The organism is Halobellus captivus (assembly GCF_007655485.1).
GTDB lineage: Archaea > Halobacteriota > Halobacteria > Halobacteriales > Haloferacaceae > Haloquadratum > Haloquadratum captivum.
Genome location: NZ_VJXQ01000004.1, coordinates 168637 through 185170, shown reverse-complemented (window position 1 = coordinate 185170; position 16534 = coordinate 168637). Strand labels below are relative to the sequence as shown.

Below are 16534 nucleotides of genomic sequence, written 5' to 3'. Positions count from 1 at the left end.
TCGATGGTCGACCGTAGACGGTCATCTAGAACCACTGTACTCCGCTTTGAAGACCGACATACGGAACCTGATCGGCTCCAATGGGTGACTCTATCCACTGGGCCGTTTGTATCAATTACTTACCTGATCCGAAATGTGCGGCGCAACCCTCGGGGACACAACGACAGCACACTGTCATCGACGGACGACGGCTGCGCAAGTGGGTCGAATACGCTCGCTCGCCGTGTGATCCGTTCTCGTCAGTCGCGGTCGCTGTGTCTCTGGGGGGGTACCCTCAGCCGTCGTAACCCGGTGCTGCCACACGAGCGGCTGGGGCGGACTGTCCCGGTTTGTCGTCGGTACCCGTCCGAACAAATCGGAATGTTCAACAGAGTTCCGAACTAACTGCCGCTATGCCCAAGGATCGCACCTCTCTCACAACCGTCGCGCGGGCGTTCGAGATCCTCGATCTTCTCTGGGAACTCGACGGCGCGGGGCCCTCCGAACTCGCTGCCCGACTGGATCTTCCGGACAGCACCGTGTACGACTACCTCAGATCGCTGAGCGAGACCCGATACGTGACGCGCGATGACGGCGAATACCGTCTTAGTTCGTACTTCCTGACGATCGGCGGGAAGATGAAGTACCGCAACCGGTTGTATCAGGTCGCCAAGCCCGAGATGAAACGCGTCGTCGCCGAGACCGACGAACTGGTCGGTCTCACTATCGAAAACGACGGACGGGCCGTCGTGTATCACCAGGAGGAGGGCCAACAGGCGCTGAGCCTCGGTACGTATTCCGGCGCGGCGACGCCGTTGCACACGGTCGCCACCGGCAAGGCCATCCTCGCGCACCTCTCCGAGGAACGCATCGATGAGATCATCCACGAGCACGGACTCGAACAGCGGACGGAGCAGACGATTACGGACCCGGACGTGCTGCGTCGCGAACTCGAGGAGATCCGAACGGACGGGTACGCGGTCGACTGGGACGAGCAGGTCGTCGGAATGGGAATGGCCGCGGTCCCCATCGTGATCGACGAGGAGGTGCTCGGCTCCTTCGGAATCGTCGTTCCCACCGGGCGGATTCGAGACCCCTCCTACCGCGAGGAGATCCTCCAGAAACTGCAGGAGATGACGAACAAAGTCTCGATCAACTATCGGTACGGAAACTGATTCCGCACGAGAACCGCACCTGTCGCTTCTGTCGACGGTCCGGCGTCTCCACGCTCTACGCTCCGTCCCCGCTCGGTTCCACCGACCTTTCGGCGGCGCCCGATGATACCAACGATTTGCGGCCGGTCCGCTTCGGGACCCTGACGGCCGATTTCACGAGCGGTCTATTCGTCGCTGTCGGCGATCGCGTCTTTCAGTTCGTCCGGTAGCTCCTGCGGTCGGTTGTCCGCTTTCGAGACGCAAACGTGTCGTTCGTCGCCGCTGAACAGTTCGTTTCCGTCCTCGTCGTGAGCGGTCAGTTCCAGGCCGAGACTCTTTCCGCCGACGTCGGGGTCGACGGTGATTGTCAGGACGTCGCCTGTCTCCACGGGCCGCTTGAAATCCGTGTCCATCGAGACGATCGGCAGGTGAACGCCGTATTCGTCAGGAATGTCCCAGTAGGCCACGCCGATTTCGTCCATGTATTCCTCGCCCGCACGGTGCATCGCATCGATGAGATTGGGATAGTACGCGATCCCGTGGGGATCTGCGTCTCCCCACGCGCACTTCCACTCGTATTCGAACATCACTTCGGGATCACTCTACCTTCGTAAGTACCTTTCCCTGCTCACGTGAACGTATCCGATTATTGTCGGAAATCATTATCTCATAGCACGGCTCTTATCGGTGTACACGTATGAGTGGATCCACATTAGCGAGCGTCGTTCAATCGACTGATTCGGTCGTCGAGCTGTTTCGGAGTCGCGGGAGCGGCTCGCTCGGCTTTCCGAATGTCCCTGACGAACGCACCAACTGGATCGAAGAACAGCGCGCGTGGGCCGAGACCTGCTCGTTGGCCGATCAGTCACACCATATGGTGGATTATTGGGTCTCCGGTCCCGACGCGATAGCGCTGTTTTCCGATCTCGCCGTCAACGGGTTCGACGGATTCGAGCCGGGGATGGCGAAGCAACTCGTCCTTTCCAACCCCGACGGCTACTTCATCGCTGACGGGATTCTGCTGTATCTCGACGACGGTGAACTGGCGCTCGTCGGCCCGCCGCAGGGCCCGAACTGGGTTCAGTATCACGTCGAAACCGGGAAGTACGACGTGACGACGGAACGTGATGAGACCTCCGGCGTCAGAGAGGGCCCACCGACGAACTACCGCTACCAGCTGCAGGGGCCCGAGGCCGTCGAATTGATGGACGAGGTGACCGACGAGCCGCTTCCGGATCTGGGCTTCTTCCACTTCACGGACGTGACGATCGACGGTCGAACCGTGACGATGCTCCGTCACGGGATGTCGGGTGAGGCCGGGTTCGAGTTCTGGGGTCCGTGGGCGGACGCTGAGGCGATCAAGTCGACGATTCTCGACGCCGGTTCAGACCGCGGCATCCGACAGCTGGGCGCGAAGAGCTACGGGAGCTCAGCCGTCGTCTCCGGATGGGTCGGGATGCCGCTCCCCGCTGTCTACGACAGCGATGCGATGGAAGGCTATCGAAACTGGCTCAGCGCGCACAGTCTCGAGGCGCACTACTCGATCGCCGGGAGCTTCAATTCGGACGACATCACCGATTACTACGTCACGCCGATCGAACTGGGGTACGGTCGCCTGATCGACTTCGATCACGACTTCGTGGGCAAAGCGGCGCTCGAAGCGGAAGCGGAGAAGCCCTCGCGGACCCTCGTCACCCTCGAATGGAACGACGAGGACGTCATCGATCTGTTCGCTTCACTGCTCGAAAACGGCGATACTGGCAAGTTCCTCGACCTCCCGGTCCCGTGGCGGTCCGCGTCGCACTACGATTCGGTGCTCGACGGCGACACTCCCGTCGGGATGTCGATGTGGGCGGCGTACACCTACAACGAGCGGGCCGTTATCTCGCTGGCGGTCGTCGACACCGCGGTCAGCGACCCCGGAACCGAACTCACGCTCGTGTGGGGGGAGCCGAACGAGCGTCGTAACCCCGCGGTCGAACGGCACGCGCTGACGGAGATCTCCGCCACTGTCTCGCCGGTACCGTACACCGCCGACAACCGCTAACAGTCCGTTGGAGGCTCGGACACGGACCTCTCGTTTCTCCGTGTCACTCGGTAGGGGTGCAAGACAAATTTTATCACCCCTGAGGCGAGACATTTGACAATGACGACCAGCCAACACGCCTCGGCCGCGACAGCACTCCTTTCCTCGCCACGGTTCGAACTGATGCCGTTCGACAGCTTCGACGACGAGATCAAACACCTCCCGGACGGCGCGACGATCACGATCACCGCCTCGCCCCAACTGGAACTGGAGGCGACGATCGACGCCGCCGAGCGAGCGGCCGAAGAAGGATACGAGGTCGTTCCGCACGTGTCGGCGCGATACGTCCGCGACGCCGAGCATCTCGCGGAGATCTGCGAGCGCCTGAAGGCCGTCGGCATCGAGGATATCTTCGTGCCCGGCGGCGACCGCGAGGAACCGATCGGCGAGTTCACCTCCGCGTACGATATGCTGGTCGCGTTGGATGAGTTGGAATACGAGTTCGACGAGATCGGCATCACCGGCTACCCCGAGGGCCACGAGTTCATCGACGATGAGACGCTCGCCGAGGCGATGAAGAAGAAGGCACCGTACGCGACGTACATCGCCACGCAACTGTGCTACGACCCCGACACCATCCTGGAGTGGATCGAGGAGGTCCGCGACCGCGGCGTCGACCTGCCGATCGAGGTCGGCATTCCGGGCGTGATGAAGTATGAAAAGCTCCTGAGCATCTCCCAGAAAGTGGGCGTCGGCGACTCGGTCCGCTTCCTAAAAAAGACGACCGGAATCGTGGGGTTCGTCAAGCAGTTCATCGGCTCGCGCGGTCGATACCGGCCTGACGACCTCGTCGACGGGCTCGCACCGCACGTCGAGGAGTACGGCATCCGCGGCCTCCACATCTACACCTTCAACCAGGTCCCCGACACCGAAGAGTGGCGGATGGGTCGGTTGTAACGCGGCTTCTCTCGGTCCCCGATATCCCGCTTTTTGCTGCGTTCGCCGATTGCCCTCGTTTGCGTCCACCGTCCTCGTTTGCGCCGACCGTTCGCGTGTTTGACGGCCGTCCTCGTTCTCGTCGCGTGTGTCGAAACCTGGCCCGCAGATTCGTCCACCAGACAAAAGGATTATATTGATAGACGGTAACACTCGGTCGAGAGTACAGAAATGGTAACGAACGTCTCTAATGGGTCGATTCTCACGTATTCTGTCGACCAACTGTCTCTACATCCGAACGGGGGACACCCGTAATGCTCACTGTGGAAGGACTGACGAAGCGGTTCGACTCCGTCGTCGCCGTCGACGACGTCGATCTCGAACTCCGAGAGGGCGAAATCCACGGGCTCATCGGTCCGAACGGAGCCGGGAAAACGACGACAGTCAATCTCATCACTGGTGAGTTGTCGCCGACGAGCGGGACGATCGAATTCGACGGCAGCGACCTCGTCGGCCTCTCTCCGTCGTCGATCGCCCGTCGCGGGATCGGTCGATCGTTCCAGGTCGTCCAGTACTTCCCGGATATGACCGTCAGAAAGCACCTTCACTTGGCCGTTCGCGAGTCGACGCGAACCGTCCGTAGCGTGCTCGACCGCGGCGCTGACTATTCGGATGAGATCCAGGAGGTGGCGGAGACGGCACGCCTGGAAGACGAACTCGACACGATCGCGAAAAACCTCCCGCACGGCCAAAAGCGGTTCTTGGACATCGCTATGGTCCTCGCGATGGACTCGAAGGTGATTCTGTTCGACGAACCCGCAGCGGGGCTGAACGAATCGGAGACGAACGAAGTCAGAGAGATTCTGGAGGACCTCCGCGGCGACTATACGATTCTGATCGTCGAACACGACATCGACCTCGTCCGCGCGATTTCGGATCGCATTACGGTGCTGCATAACGGTGCTGTCCTCACGACCGATACGCCTGATAACGTCGTTGAGAACACGCAGGTACGGGAGGTGTATCTCGGTGAGTGAACTCCTCTCTGTCGATGGCCTCAACGCATTCTACGGCGACAGCCAGGTCCTCTTCGACGTCTCACTCTCGCTGGACACGAACGACGTCGTCGGCGTCTTCGGCAGAAACGGAATGGGGAAAACCACCCTTCTCAACAGCCTCGTCAACCGGATCGACCGGAAAACCGGCACGGTCACGTACGGCGACCGAGACATCTCCGAGTGGTCGACGCACGAAATCATCCGAGAGGGTATCGCCTACGTCCCCGAGGAACGCGAGATCTATCCGGCGCTGACGGTTCGTGAAAACCTGGACCTCGCGTTGTCCTCCTCGGTGCCTGACGAGGTCCGCGAGGATCGAATCGAGAACGTGTTCGGTCAGTTCGAGCGGTTAGGCGAACGCCACGATCAGCGAGGCGGAACGCTGAGCGGCGGCGAACAACAGATGCTCGCTATCGGTCGCGCACTGGTTACCGATCCCGACCTCCTCCTGCTCGACGAGCCGACGGAGGGACTCGCGCCCGTCATCATCGACGACGTCGTCGACATCCTCGAATCGCTCGTCACGGGCGATCGATCCGTTCTCATCGTCGAACAGAACATCAAGCGGATGCTCCCACTCATCGACCGCGGGTATATGATTCAAACCGGACAGATCGTCGACGAGGGCGATTCGGAGTATCTCGCTCAGGAAGAGATCCACGAGAAGTACCTGACCGTCTGAACGCGCTGCACCTTCGATTCGAACGGTTCGCTCCCCGGTATTGCGGTCACGTGGCGATCGGTCAACCGCTGGGAGAGCGTTTGCCCGCCTCGATCGAACCGAATACGCGTCACTCCGCCCGATGGCGATTGAGACCGGCTTTTTGGGTTTTCGACCCGGTCGGAGCTAACAAAAAATATAATATGATGTGGATTATCCGTTGCAATGTGTTATCTATGACGGACATTACCTTGCACAGTTTCCGGGTACTCCACTGCTCCCATTCGGCCACTGCCTTCGTATAACGAATATGTACGAAATACCGCTCATCACCGCCGATAATTTCATCACCTACGCGCTGAACGGGCTCAGCCGTGGGATGATCATCTTTCTGGTCGCTAGCGGACTTTCGCTCATCTTCGGGCTGATCGGCCTCATCAACTTCGCGCACGGTTCGATGCTGGCGTTGGGTGGATACGGCACCTACATCGTGATCCAGGCCACGGGGAACTTCTGGCTCGGACTGATCGTCTCAGTCGTTCTCGTCACGCTGTTAGGGTTCGCCCTGGAACGGAAGCTTCTCTATTGGATCTACGACGAGCCGCTGCTCGGATTCCTCGGCACGTTCGGTATCGGGTTGGTTATCGAGGAGGCGATCGCTGTGTATTTCGGCAGTCGATCGTACACCGTGTCGTCGCCGCTCCCCGAGTCAGTCCAGGTGCTGGGCGTGAGCTACCCGTCGTATCGCTTGTTCGTCATCCTCGTCGGGGCGCTCGTCGCACTCGGCATCGGCGCACTTCTGACGAAAACGCGTCTCGGACTCGAGATTCACGCGACGGCTAACAGGCAGTCGACCGCCGAAATCCTCGGCGTCGACACCGCGCGTATCTACACCATCACGTTCGTTTTGGGAACCGGGCTCGCGGCGCTGGCTGGTGCCCTTACCGCGCCGATCACGTCGATGTATCCGACGATCGGACTCGATTACATCACGATGGCGTTCCTGGTCATCATCGTCGGTGGAATGGGGAGTTTCAAAGGCTCGCTCGTCGTGAGCCTTATCGTCGGACAGATTATCGCGTTCGGCTGGCTGGTACTCGCGCCGACGTACGTCCGCATCCTTATTTTCGCTGCGGCGATGGTGTTCATCCTGTACAAACCCCGCGGCTTCTTCGGTAAGCCGGAGGTGCACGAATGAGCGACACGATCGCGGACATTCGCGGATTCGCGCGGGGTACAGCGCGACGTCCCCTGCTCGCACTCGGCGTCCTCTTAGTGCTCGCCGTCCCGTTCCTGTTCCCGAGTCAGTCCGATCTCGCCACCGAGGCGCTGATCTTCGGGTTGTTCGCTATCTCAGTCGATATCGCCCTCGGCTACGCCGGACTCCTCACGCTCGCCCCCGCCGCGTTCTTCGGGCTCGGGTCCTACACGGTCGCGAAAATCGTCGTCGACTACGACATGTCGTTCTGGCTCGGATTCCCCGTCGCGATCGTCCTCGCGCTCCTCCTCGCGTTCGCCGTCGGCTACATCCCGATCAAGCGTCGTATCGGTCATGTCTACTTCGTGCTCTTCACTCTCGCCTTCGGGGCGATCGTGTACGACTTCACCTTCGTCACGACGTCGCTTACCGGCGGCTCCGACGGGCTCGGTTTCTTCAGCCCGCCGGATCTGTTCGGGATCGACTTGGGTGCGCAGACCCCCTACTACTACTTCACGCTGCTCCTCGTCGCCGTCGTCGGGTTCGGCACCTATGTCCTGATTAAGAGCGACTACGGCGACGTCCTCCACGCGACGCGGCAGAACGAACTCCGTATGCGGTACCTCGGCTACGACACGAACCGCGAACTGATGATCGCGTGGCTCATCTCCGCTGGAATCTCCGCGTTCGCCGGTGCGATGTACGTCGGCTCCGTCGGTATCGCCTCCCCCTCTGACGTCTCTTTCGCCCTCACGGGCGACGTCATCATCTGGATTATCGTCGGAGGCACGGGAACGCTGCTCGGACCGTTCGCCGCGGCGATCGGACTCGTCTTCACCCAGGAAATCCTGCAGAGCGTCTGGCTCGAGGGGTACCGGATGCTTCTCGGCATCCTCTTCGTCGTGTTCGTCTTCGTCCTCCCGGACGGCCTGATGGGCCTCATCCGGGGCGACGAATAACGTTTCTGACGGGCTTTTGCACTTCGTTCGGGCAGGTGTTCCCAGACGGCGCACGTTTACACAGTTTCCGGCTGTGAGGTGATGAAAAACGCTAAATTCGCCGCAATACAACCCGAAATTTTATTATGAATACTGGTAACACAACGTATAGGCATACAATGCTTCAGAGAAGATCGTTCCTTAAGGCTGCGGGCGTTGCGGGTATCACGTCAGCTGCTGGCTGCCTCGGCGGAGGCGGATCCGGCGGATCTGACAACGTGAAAATTGGTGCGGTGCTCGGTCTGAGCGGGCCGTTCGCACGAACTGGTGAAGAGAACCGGCGAGGGCTCGAAGTCGCAGAGGAGTATCTCGGTGGGGAGATCCTCGACAACGAGTTCGAGCTCATCATCGAGGACGGCGAATCGGATCCGAACGCGTCGATCCAGGCTGCCCGAACGCTCGTCGAAGACGAGGACGTCGACGCCCTCATCGGCCCGGTGAGCAGTGGTAATTCTATCTCCGTGATGCAGTACGTCAAAGAGGAGGGGCAGATTCCGCACCTCCTGACGACGGCGTCATCCGTTGAAGCTCGTGAAAACCCGGAGAACTGTAACGAGTACGCCTTTTTTATCTGGCCCAGCAACCGTCACCTCGCGCCCACGGGGACGCAGTTCATACAGGAACTCCCCGACCACATCGACCGAGACATCGACCCCTCGCGGGTCCACTACGTTTCGCAGGACTACGCGCTCGGCCAGAACGGCCTCGAACTGGTCGAAGAGGCGATGAGCGAAGTCGGCGGCGAAGTCACCGGCAGCACGCTGGTTCCCCTCGGAGAGACCGACTGGTCGTCGTATATCTCTGAGATTTCCAGCAGCGAGGCCGACGTCGTCACTGGCGTCCTCACGTGGGGTGCGGCAGCACAGTTGATCCCGCAGGCCAACTCCTTCGGGCTGCCCGAAGAGAAGGTGATGATGTTCAACTCCGGGAAGCCGATCGGCCAGTTCGCCGCCTCGACGATGCCCGACGAAGTCACCGTCGACGGTTGGTTCGGAACGCACTTCTACAACCCCGGCCTCGATACCGAGGTCAACAACGAGTTCCAGAGCCTTTACAACGAACTCGACAGTTCGCTTCTGCCGAACTCGACGGCGGGCGCGTCCTTCGAGTTGATGCGGGCGCTCGCGACGGCGATCGAGAGTGCCGGTAGCGCGGGTACCGACGATATCATCACCGAGCTCGAGGGGCTCGAGTGGGACTCGGTCTTCGGTCCCATTCAGTTCCGCGAGGAAGACCACCAGGCCGCGCTCAACTTCTTCGGTGGGCGACGCGTCGCTGGCGACGGAGACACCCCGGAGGTCGAAGTGCTCGCGGAGTACTCCGACGTGATTCCGGACGCACGCTGCAGCCTCTGATACGGTCGGCCGCAACTATTTATCGGCAATCACTTCGTCGATGCCGTCGGCCGTTTTTTCGACCGGCATTCACTGTGTCAGAATAACTAACATACATTTAATACCGGGTGGTCGATACTCAGCGTATGAAGCTCGGACGCTTCCTGGTTGAGACGCATTGCCACGCTCAGCGGCACGCCGCGCGAATCCAATTGGACGGCGAGGCCGACTACGGAGAACTCGCGAAGAAGATGATTACCGCAGTTCCGGGCGATGAGGCGACCGAGGACGACGAGGTCATCATCTACGACAACTCCGACCGCGTCCTCCGCGATATGGACACCTACGGCGTCGATATGGCCGTGCTCCTGCCCGGCACGTTCGGGTTCACCAACGAGATGCACGAGGAGATTATGGCCGAAAACCCCGGAAAGTTCGTCGCCGCCGCCTACCCGGTCCAGACGATGAAGGCCGCCCAGCGCGGCGAGATCGAATGGACCGCCGAGGCCGCCGCCGCCGAGGTCGACGAGTGGCTCGAGAAGGACGGTTTCCGGATGATCGGCGAGGGGATGCCCTACGATCCCACGACCGAGGAGCCGATGGAGTGGTCCGAGCGGAAGGACGAACTCCGGGAGTTCTTCGACGTCGCCGCCAAACACGAGGTCCCAATCCGCTGGCACACCGGATACGTTTCCGGCTACGCCACCGGCCTCGGCATCTTCGATTTCTTCCCGGACTGGAGCGATCCGACGCTGGCGTCACAGATGAAAGCGGAGTACCCCGAGGTGCCGATCATCTTCGACCACGGCGGGATGCAGGCGACCTGGCGCGAACACCACGTCGACCAGTGCTGTCAGGTGGCCGCCTCCTTCGACGACGTCTACCTCGAGATCGGTCTGTACTGGGCCGACCTCCTGAAGAAACCGCTCAACGATCCGAACATCGCCGTCGACCAACTGCTCTGGGGAACGGACTGGGGCGCGTCGATGCCGGAGATCAGCCAACCCGGCGAGGAGCCGCCGTTCTACTGGGACCAGGTCGCAGACCGCGGCCTCCCCGCCCATCAGGTCGACTTCTGGGGCCCCAGCCTCCGGCAACTCCGGAAGTTCGCGATGGATCGCGACCTCCCACAGGAGGACCTGAACCTCATCCTCGGTGGAAACGCAGTGCGCCTGTTCGACTTGGACGTCCCGGACCACCGAATGTTCAGGAACTACATCGATCTCTGAACTCCCGATGCACTCCACAGCCACCTTCGAACTGCCGGGACTTCACGAGATGTCTGAGATCGCTGCCGCGAACGATCCCAACCGGATCGCGTACGGCGAGGCGATCAGCGGACGAGAAGTCACCTGGGCGGAGTTCGAAGACCGGAGCGCCCGCGCGGCGAACGCCTTCGACGAGCACTGCGGGCAGGGCGACCGAGTCGCGTTCCTGTGTGACTGCTCGATTGCTCACACGACGCTCCTGAACGGTGCGCTGAAGGCGGGGTGTATCGTCTCGAACCTCCACACGCGCGCGTCCGTCGAGACACTTCGATACTGCATCGACGCGATCAGTCCGCGCGTCCTCGTCCTCGACGAGGAGTTCTCCGAACTCGTCGAAACCGACCTACTCGGATCCACCTCGACCGACATCGCCGCCGTCGTCACGACGGGTGCGGAACGGACTGATTACGAACGCGCGCACGAATCGCTCATCGATGCTCACCCACCCGAGGCTCCGGACATTCGCGTTCGCGAGGACGACGTCGCCTGCGTGCAGTGGACCTCCGGAACGACCGGCCGTCCGAAGGGCTGGTGTCACACGCACCGGGGTCTCGGACTCAAGGGGATCCAACTGGAAAAACTTCTGGCCCTCGACCGCACCGCGAGTCAGGCGCACGTGTTCACCCCCTCCTTCGCGGCGTGGTACTCGCTGTTCCTCCCGGCGCTGTATTCGAGCGCGGCCACCTACTACCTCTCGGAGTGGGACGCGGAGGCGTACATCGGTCTCATCGACGAGAAAGAGATCACGACCGCGGATCTCGTCCCCACGATGTGGCAGGAGGTTCTGCGGCTCGATTCGCTGTCGGAGTACGATCTCAGCTCGCTGAACCGGGCAATTACGAGCGGCGAGTACCTCGACGAGCAGACCTTCCGGGCGCTTCGAGAGGAGATCTGCGACGACGTCTACAACAGCTACGCCGCGACCGAAGTGCTCGGAACCGGCGTCAGCGCGGAGGAGATCGCGAACGGTCGGACCGGCACCGTCGGGAAACCGATTTCGACGACCCGGATCCGAATCGTCGAGGAGGGCGGCGCTCCCGACGCGACCAAAGATCCGGGGGACGTCGGCGAAATCATCATCAAAGGCCCCGACTGCGCGGTGTGGGCGTGGAAGGACACAGAACGGACCGAACGCGCCTTCAGGGACGGCTGGTGGTACTCCGGCGACCTCGGATACAAGGACGAGGACGGGTATCTGTACGTCGAGGGGCGCACCGACTTTATGATCAAATCGAAGGGAATCAAGGTCGCGCCCACGCCGATCGAAGAGCGTCTCAAAGCCCACCCCGGCGTCGAACAGGCTGCGGTCGTGGGCGTCCCGGACGACGAGTACGGGCAGAAGGTCACGGCCGTCGTGCGTCGCTCGGATCCCGACGTGACGAGCGACGAGTTGGAGTCGTGGTGTCTGGAGAGCGACGACATCGCACGCTTCGAGCGACCGCGGACGTACCACTTCGTCAACTCCTCGTTCCCGCGGACTGCCACCGATAAGCTGGACCGCGCTGGCGTCCTCGACCTCCTCGAACCGAAGCGAGAGTAACTCTCACTCGTCGACCGGGGACGCTCTCACCGCGTTGCTTTCCCGTCGTCGATCGCGCCGATTCCGCGCCCCGAGTTCGCGCCTCGGTCCGTGACTCTGCATCGTCGATACCGACTCGTCACGACGCCTCGAATGTATCCGATACCGGAATGTTTACTTCTACTGCACGGCGTTTACTAACTATGATCGGTGAAATTGATCACATCGAGATCGAAGCGAGCGACGCGACCGAAATGGCCGACTTCCTGAAGAAACTCGGCTACGAAGAGCACCGCGAGACCGAGCACCACGGCCAGTCCTTCGAGCTCGCGCCCGCGGACGGCGACGGCCCGCTCTTCGAGATCCACACCGTCGAGGGCGAGGAAGTCCCCGGTATCAACCACATCGCCTTCGGCGTCGACAACATCGAGGAGATCACCGAAGAACTCGAAGCCCAGGAAGTCGACGCCATCGTCGGTCCGTACCACGTCGACAAGACCGGCCGCACGATCACGAACTTCCGTGACCCCGACGGCCGCCGCTTCCAGATCGTCCAGGACGACGAGTAACCCGGTTTCGAGCGCGGTTCGATACGCCGCGTCTGTCCCACTTTTTCGGTTTCTCCGCCGGTAGTCATTCGTCCGGAACCGGGTCGATCGGAACGTATAACCTGCTCGCAATCGCAGTCGCTCCTACGATGGACCAACGTAACAACTTCCGGAGAGCTATCGAGAACGGCGAGGCCGTCTTCGGGGCGCGCTCCTCGACGTTCTCGCCGACACTGATCGAGATCTACGGCGAACTGGGGATCGACTTCGTCTGGCTTGACTTCGAACATATGGGTCCCAGCCCCTGGGACAGCACCGTCTTCGAGGAACTGACCCGCGCCGCGGAGGTCGGCGGCACGGAACTCTTCGTCCGCCTACCGAGCGGCGACCCGTCGCTGATCCGCAAGGTGCTCGACGCGGGCGTTCGGAACCTCTTCATCCCGCGCGTCGACAGCGCCGAGGAGGTCCGCGAAGCCGTGAAAGCGACCCGATTCGTCTACGACGGCGAACCCGGCGAGCGTGGGATGGCGAGCGGTCGCTCCCGCACGTGGGGACTGTCCGGCGATGACTACATCGAGACCGAGGACGAGGAGGTCTGTCTCGGCGTGATGATCGAGAAGACGACCGCCGTCGAGGACCTCGAAGAGATCCTTTCGGTTCCGGAACTCGGATTCGTGTTCATCGGTCCCTCGGACCTCTCGGTGCAGATGGGTCATCCGGGCGAGAAGACCCACCCCGCGGTCGTCGAACAGATCGAGGATATCACTCACGCGTGCCACGCCGCGGACGTTCCCACCGGCGTCATCAAGACCGATCCCGACGCAATCGCCGAGGCCGTCGACGACGGCCACCAAATCATTCGAATCGGGGGCGATCTCGCGTCGGTCAAGGCGACGCTCTCGGAACGCCTCGACGCGATCGACTCGCTCCGGTAGCGTCCGTCGATCTCCTCGTTCCCGATCGGACGTTCGGCGAATGAATTATTATCGTAGACGAACGTCCCTCCAAACGCAATGAATCCTGAACTCGCCCGTCTCGGTCACGTGGCACTGGAAACGCCCGACCTCGACGGCTCACTCTCGTTTTTCGTCGACGCCGTCGGTTTCGAGGAGGTCGAACGCGACGGAGACACGTCGTATCTCCGCGCGGTCGACGAATTCGATCACCACTCGATCGCTCTGAGCGAAGCCGACGAACCCGGCGTCGACCACATCGGTTGGCAGACCCGAAAGCCGGAGTATCTCGGTGAATTCGAGGAAGTTCTCGACGAACAGGGAATCGACGTGACGTGGATCGACGCTGGCGACGAACTCGGACAGGGCGAGGCGTTCCGCTTCTCGACGCCGACCGGCCACGAGTTCGAGTTCTACTACGAGATGGAGAAACCGGACCCGCCCGCGGAGCGCCGCTCAAAGCTCAAGAACAAGACGTACTCGCGAACGACGACGAACCCGATCGCGCCGCGACGGATCGACCACGTCCAGCTGTGGGACCCTGATGCCAACGACTTCCGCGGATGGCTCAAGCAAGCGCTCAACTTCCGGGTACAGGAGCGATACGACCGCGCCGACGGCTCGCGTTGGGGCACGTTCCTGAGCGCCAACGGTAACAAGATCGAAGCCGCGGTCATCGAAGACGAGGAGGCCGGAAACGATCCGGCGCTGCATCACATCGCGTACAAGGTGGATACCGCCGACGACCTCTTCGACGCCCACGACGCGATGAACGAGCACGGGATTCCCACCGACGGGATCGGTCAACACTCCATCTCCCGCGGGAAGTTCCTGTACGTTCGCGACCCGGTCAGCGGTCACCGGATCGAGTTCAACGCGGGCGGCTACCTCGTCTTCGATCCGGAGTGGGAACCGATCAAGTGGCAGGAGGGCGACCTCGAAGACCGACAGTGGATCGGGCAGATCGAATCGAAGACCCGAGTTACGTACTGACTCGCATCCGCTTCGAATCGTACTTCTAATTAATCCCGTCCCGTTTCGAAATCAACTGCTATCTAACGTTACTGACTTTCAACATTAGATCACTTTCCGAATTGGACGGTCTATACCTCTATAGACGGTTTTTTCGCTCTGATATCGGGTGTGTAGGACCGTTGCGTATTTCCGAATATCGAATTCATACCAAATAAGAGATCAATATACGTTGTACCTACCCCGCCGCTGTCTGTCGCTCGTGATCGATCTTTTGAGATACATTCACAAACATTTATCAGGGTCGGATTTATCTTTTCCTGTATAATGCCACGCAACAGTTCGTCGCGTCGGTCGTTTTTGAAGCACAGCGCAGCGATCGGAACGGTGGGCATCTCGGGGCTCGCGGGATGTTCCAGCATCACGGGCGGCGAGACGCCCGAACTCGGCCTCGCGTTCACGGTCCCCGTCGAGAACATCGCGTCGCTGTTCGCGATCGAAGATATCCAAGAGCAGCTCACGAATCTCGGTTCGGAGTACGAGCTCAACGTCACTCGTGACCAGAGCACGCCCGACTCGCTGAACAAGATGGCGGCCGGAAACGCGGATATGGCGCTGCTCTCGACCGTGAGCTACGCTTCCGCTGTCCAGCAGGAGGCCGTTCCGGACAACATCTCGATGATCGCAACTGACTTTTGGGACGCACACCCCGACTGGTACGGGATTTCGGTCTTCTCCGGCGCTGACTCGGACATCACTGAGCCAGAAGACCTGGAAGGAACGACGATCGGGGTGAACGCCCAGGGGACCGGCGTGCACGCGATCATCGTCAAGCAGTTCCAGCAGCTCGGACTCGACCCCGAAAACGACGTCGAAATCGTCGAACTTCCGTTCCCGACGTTCGTCGAGGCGATCAACGACGGCCGGATCGACGCCGGTGTGTTCCCCGCCATCTTCGCGGTCGCCGCGCGCGGTGAGGGGTTCAACGAGGTCTACTCCGCACAGGATATCTGGGACCAGGAGTACCCGTTCGCGTACACGGTCGCCGCCAACAGCTCCCTCGACGAGAAGGGCGACGCCATCGCCGCGTGGGGAGAGGACTTCCGCGAGATGGTCAACTACGCGTACGACAACCGGTCGGAGGTCGTCTCGCTCGCCGCCGAGTACTTCGAGCTTCCCGAGCCGCTCGTCGATGGCTTCTTCCTCACGGAAAACGACTACTACCGACAGGATCTCACGATCGATATGGACCGCCTGCAGTTCACGATGGACGAGATGGTCAACCTCGGCTTCGTCGAGGAGAGTTTCGACGTCACCGAGTACGCGTCCAACGACTACATCCCCGAGAACTAAGCGGCCTCGGTCGCACCAGACTCGGATCATTTTTCGGTCGAACGCGTCGAATCTCGGAGCGTCAGGTGCCTAAAGACTGAACACCTCCTCGGCGTTGCCAGCGAGAATCGCGCGTCGGTCGTCGTCGTCGAGCATCGGGAGGTCGTTGATCGTCGAGGGGCTGTCGAAGTCCCAGTGGGGATAATCCGACGCGTACAGCAGGCGGTCCGTGCCGATCATATCGAAGCAGAGTTCCAGCAGGTCGTTTCGCGCAGAGATTTCCAGCGGCTGGGTCCCGAAATAAAAGTCAGTGATGTACTCGCTCGGGCGCGTGTCCAGTAAGGGCGCTTCTTCGGGTCGCTTGAGGTACTCTTCATCCAGCCGACTCACGAGTCCGGGAATGTAGGTGACGCCGGATTCCATAAACACGATGTCGAGATCGGGGTATTTCTCGGGAACGCCCTGGCAGGCGACGCTGACGATCTGGGACATATTCGACTCCAAAAAGCCGAGCGTGTGCGTCTCGATCATTTCCTGATAGCCCGCGCGGACGTACTCGTCGAGACCCGACCCACCAGTGTGGAAAACAATAGGATAG

At 61.0% G+C, this 16534-nt stretch carries 16 protein-coding genes; 14 read left to right on the top strand and 2 right to left on the bottom strand.

Annotation, left to right across the window (positions count from 1 at the left end; genetic code table 11):
* The first annotated feature begins 392 nt into the window (after positions 1–392).
* On the top strand, positions 393–1154 hold the full coding sequence (locus FJT57_RS12295; protein WP_144905643.1) for an IclR family transcriptional regulator: 762 nt from the start codon (positions 393–395) through the stop codon (positions 1152–1154).
* A 164-nt stretch (positions 1155–1318) separates the two neighbouring features.
* On the opposite strand, the gene FJT57_RS12290 is transcribed toward FJT57_RS12295, so the two are convergent.
* A complete protein-coding gene (locus tag FJT57_RS12290; protein WP_203229170.1) occupies positions 1319–1720 on the bottom strand; it encodes an acyl-CoA thioesterase in 402 nt (133 codons plus the stop codon).
* Between the two features lie 110 nt (positions 1721–1830).
* On the opposite strand from FJT57_RS12290, the gene FJT57_RS12285 reads away from it, so the two are divergent.
* The 13 genes from FJT57_RS12285 to FJT57_RS12220 all read left to right on the top strand — a co-directional run bounded on the left by FJT57_RS12285 (position 1831) and on the right by FJT57_RS12220 (position 15957).
* Entirely contained in the window at positions 1831–3180 is a 1350-nt protein-coding gene (locus FJT57_RS12285; protein WP_144905639.1) for an aminomethyltransferase family protein, read from the top strand.
* Positions 3181–3279: 99 nt separating this feature from the next.
* Complete coding sequence (locus FJT57_RS12280) at positions 3280–4116, top strand: methylenetetrahydrofolate reductase (protein WP_144905637.1); 837 nt, start codon at positions 3280–3282, stop codon at positions 4114–4116.
* Between the two features lie 293 nt (positions 4117–4409).
* Positions 4410–5132 (top strand): ABC transporter ATP-binding protein, encoded by a 723-nt coding sequence (locus FJT57_RS12270; protein WP_144905634.1) that lies wholly within the window; start codon positions 4410–4412, stop codon positions 5130–5132.
* Positions 5125–5835: an ABC transporter ATP-binding protein gene (locus tag FJT57_RS12265; RefSeq protein ID WP_203229169.1), complete on the top strand. Its 711-nt coding sequence runs from the start codon at positions 5125–5127 to the stop codon at positions 5833–5835. The genes FJT57_RS12270 and FJT57_RS12265 overlap by 8 nt, the downstream gene beginning before the upstream one ends.
* Positions 5836–6124: 289 nt before the next feature.
* Positions 6125–7012 carry a branched-chain amino acid ABC transporter permease gene (locus tag FJT57_RS12260; protein ID WP_144905632.1) on the top strand — a complete coding sequence of 296 codons (888 nt, stop codon included), beginning with the start codon at positions 6125–6127 and terminating at the stop codon, positions 7010–7012.
* Positions 7009–7971, top strand: a complete 963-nt coding sequence (locus tag FJT57_RS12255) for a branched-chain amino acid ABC transporter permease (RefSeq protein ID WP_144905630.1) — start codon at positions 7009–7011, stop codon at positions 7969–7971. The genes FJT57_RS12260 and FJT57_RS12255 overlap by 4 nt, the downstream gene beginning before the upstream one ends.
* Before the next feature lie 257 nt (positions 7972–8228).
* Complete coding sequence (locus FJT57_RS12250) at positions 8229–9365, top strand: ABC transporter substrate-binding protein (protein ID WP_162524343.1); 1137 nt, start codon at positions 8229–8231, stop codon at positions 9363–9365.
* 125 nt (positions 9366–9490) lie between these two features.
* Positions 9491–10573, top strand: coding sequence for an amidohydrolase family protein (locus tag FJT57_RS12245; RefSeq protein ID WP_144905626.1), 1083 nt, complete (start codon positions 9491–9493; stop codon positions 10571–10573).
* Between the two features lie 7 nt (positions 10574–10580).
* Positions 10581–12152, top strand: coding sequence for a class I adenylate-forming enzyme family protein (locus tag FJT57_RS12240; RefSeq protein ID WP_144905624.1), 1572 nt, complete (start codon positions 10581–10583; stop codon positions 12150–12152).
* Positions 12153–12334: 182 nt separating this feature from the next.
* Positions 12335–12700, top strand: a complete 366-nt coding sequence (locus FJT57_RS12235; RefSeq protein WP_144905622.1) for a VOC family protein — start codon at positions 12335–12337, stop codon at positions 12698–12700.
* A 128-nt stretch (positions 12701–12828) separates the two neighbouring features.
* Positions 12829–13614, top strand: coding sequence for an HpcH/HpaI aldolase family protein (locus tag FJT57_RS12230; protein ID WP_144905620.1), 786 nt, complete (start codon positions 12829–12831; stop codon positions 13612–13614).
* 78 nt (positions 13615–13692) lie between these two features.
* Complete coding sequence (locus FJT57_RS12225) at positions 13693–14625, top strand: VOC family protein (protein WP_144905618.1); 933 nt, start codon at positions 13693–13695, stop codon at positions 14623–14625.
* A gap of 306 nt (positions 14626–14931) precedes the next feature.
* Entirely contained in the window at positions 14932–15957 is a 1026-nt protein-coding gene (locus FJT57_RS12220) for an ABC transporter substrate-binding protein (RefSeq protein WP_203229168.1), read from the top strand.
* Positions 15958–16026: 69 nt separating this feature from the next.
* On the opposite strand, the gene FJT57_RS12215 is transcribed toward FJT57_RS12220, so the two are convergent.
* Positions 16027–16534: amidohydrolase family protein (locus FJT57_RS12215; protein WP_144905823.1), on the bottom strand; the 508-nt coding region annotated here is incomplete at its 5' end.